General features: G+C 73.6%; 2 protein-coding genes. Both read right to left on the bottom strand.

All coding sequences use genetic code 11. The features are described 5' to 3' along the window. Positions 1-2,013: cytochrome c oxidase assembly protein (locus CQZ88_RS16245; protein WP_102800032.1), on the bottom strand; the 2,013-nt coding region annotated here is incomplete at its 3' end. 31 nt (positions 2,014-2,044) lie between these two features. Then, positions 2,045-2,613, bottom strand: a 569-nt coding sequence (locus tag CQZ88_RS16240; protein WP_146034317.1) for a VWA domain-containing protein, incomplete at its 5' end; no start/stop codon positions are given.

Here is a 2,613-nt window from a genome sequence, read left to right as displayed (position 1 = left end):
CCGCGCCAGCTCGGCGAACATCGCGTTGTGGGCGGCGAGATCGGCGTCGTCGTCCCGCTCGGCGGCGCGGTCCACCCGTCGCGCGGTGCGCTCGTCGCTGCGCGACCACTGCACCAGCAGGGCCAGCATCACCAGCACCAGCGGGATCTCCCCGGCCGACCAGGCGATGCTGCCGCCCACCTTCTGGTCAGCGAACAGGTCGCTGTTCCAGGCCAGGCCGAGACCGCGGTAGTAGGACTCGGCCATCACCGTGCCCATGCTCATCAGGGTCACACCGAAGAACGCGTGGAACGGCAGCGAGCCGAACACCATCGCCAGCTTCGTCACCGGCGTCACGTCGCGCGGCGACGGGTCCACGCCGATCACGACCCAGTAGAACAGGTAGCCGCTCATCAGGAAGTGCAGGTTCATCAGCACGTGCGCGGCGTGACTGTCGGCGTTGGCCTCGAAGATCCCGCCCAGGTACAGCGCGTAGAAGCCGCCGACGAACATCACCGACGCGACGACCGGATGGGTGAAGAACCGCGACGGCGGGCTGTGCAGGAACGCCAGGAGCCATTCACGCGGGCCGGGGTAGCCGTCGCGGCCCGCCGGTTTGAAGGCCCGCAGCGCCAGGGTCATCGCCCCGCCGAGGGCGAGCAGCACGGGCGCCAGCATCGACATCGCCATGTGGGCGCCCATGTGCACGCTGAACATCGCCGGCGAGTACATGCCCACGCCCGACGACGTGGCGACCAGCAGCACGAAGCAGCCGGAGAACCAGGCGATCGACCGGCCGACGGGCCAGCTGTCGCCGCGCCGGCGCAGCGTCCACAGCCCGATCGCGTAGCCGACCGCGAGAACCAGGGCGATCGTGCCGAAGATCAGGTCGAAGCGCCACGCGCCGAAGAAGAGGGTGCCGACCGTCGGGGGGCCGTCCAGGTTGTAGCCCAGCTCCACCTCGAGCAGCGACGGCACCGTCGCCGGCGGGGGCGGCGGGGTACGGCCCAGCCCCACGGCCAGTCCGACGGTGGCGGCCAGGATGACGGCCTCGACGGCCGCGAACCGGACGAGCGCGCCCCGGTCGTCGGGGTTCGCCTCGAGGGCGGGCAGCGCGCGGCGCCGCTGCATCCATCCGAGGACGCCCAGGGCGATCAGCGCCAGCGCCTTGGCCACGATCAGCCGGCCGTAGGTGCTGGTGAGCAACTCGTCGGCCGGCAGCCGCACCGCGGCGTTGACGATGCCGCTCAGGGCCATCACCGCGAAGGCCACCCCGGCGACGAACGAGAACCGGCGGGCGGCGAGGTCGGTGTGCGCGCCGCGGCGCCACCCGTGGGCGAGCAGGGCGAACAGGCCGCCCGCCCACACCGCGGCCGCGACCAGGTGCAGCACCAGGCTGTTGGTGGCCATGTCGTGCGATCCGCCCGACGACGAGTGCCCCGTCAGGGCCAGCGGCATCAGCGTCACCAGGGACAGCAGGAGCAGGTACGGCACCCACGACCAGCGCACCGCGGCGCGGATCAGCACCGCCAGGATCAGGGCGAGCGCCGCCGTCCACGCCCACGCGAGCGCGGTGTCGATCTGCCCGATCGCACCCCACAGGTTCTCCGGCTTCAGCGCCTCGGCCAGCGGCTGCCCGGACGTGTCGGACAGGGTCAGCGGCACCAGCACCGCCGAGCAGAACGCCCAGATCAGGGCGGCGGCGCCCGCGGTGCGCATGGCCCGGTAGCCGTCCACGTCGAGCACCCCGCTGCGCTGCGGCGGCACCAGGAACGCGGCGAAGAACAGCGAACCGACCGCGGCGACGGCCGCGACCTCCGCGATCGCCCGCACCGCGGGCAGCCCGTAGGTAGTGAGCGGACCGGGGTCGGGGATGCCCAGCAGCACCAGCGCCTGCGCGGCGGACAGGCCGACCACGATCGGCGCGACGACCGCGGCGACGAGCCCGAGGAGGACGTACAGTGCCGACGTGTTGCGCCGCCCGGCCGGCGGCGAGGACGTCGGCGCGGCCGACGCGAGCTCGGGTGATGCCATACCTAACAGGGTAGGACCTCGACGAGCGCCGCTACGACGGGCCGTCGGAGACGTGCGCCACCCGGCCGGCGGCCGGGTCGAGATCGAACACCGCGCGCAGGGCATCGAGGGTGTCGGCCGCCAGCAGGGCGTCGCAGTGCGGCAGCGCCGCCGCCATCGGCCCGGTCTCGGGACGGTACCCGGGCCGGCCGGCCCGCGGGTTCAGCCAGATCAGCCGGTGCGCGCGGCGGCGCACCCGCGCGACGGCCCGGCCGAGGGCCTGCGGATGGTCGCTGTCCCACCCGTCGGAGGCGACGAACACGACGGCGCCGCGCAGCAGGTTGCCGTGGTGGGAGGCGAGCAACGCCTCGAGGCTGCCGGCGATGTGGGTGCCGCCGTAGCGGTCGACGACCGTGTCGTTGGCGCGGGCGACCGCGTGCTCGGCGGAGCGGTGCGCCAGGGTCGCGGTGAGCCGGGTCAGGCTCGTGGAGAACGCGAACACCTCGGCGTCGCCGGCGCGCACCGCGGCCCGCATCAGGTGCAGGTAGATGTCGGCGTAGCCGTGCATGGAGCGGCTCACGTCGCACAGCACCACGATCCGGCGCGGACGGCGGATCGGGC

This window comes from Rhodococcus sp. ENV425 (assembly GCF_002887785.1).
GTDB classification, from domain to species: Bacteria; Actinomycetota; Actinomycetes; order Mycobacteriales; family Mycobacteriaceae; genus Rhodococcus; species Rhodococcus aetherivorans.
This window is presented reverse-complemented; position numbering and strand designations above follow the sequence as displayed.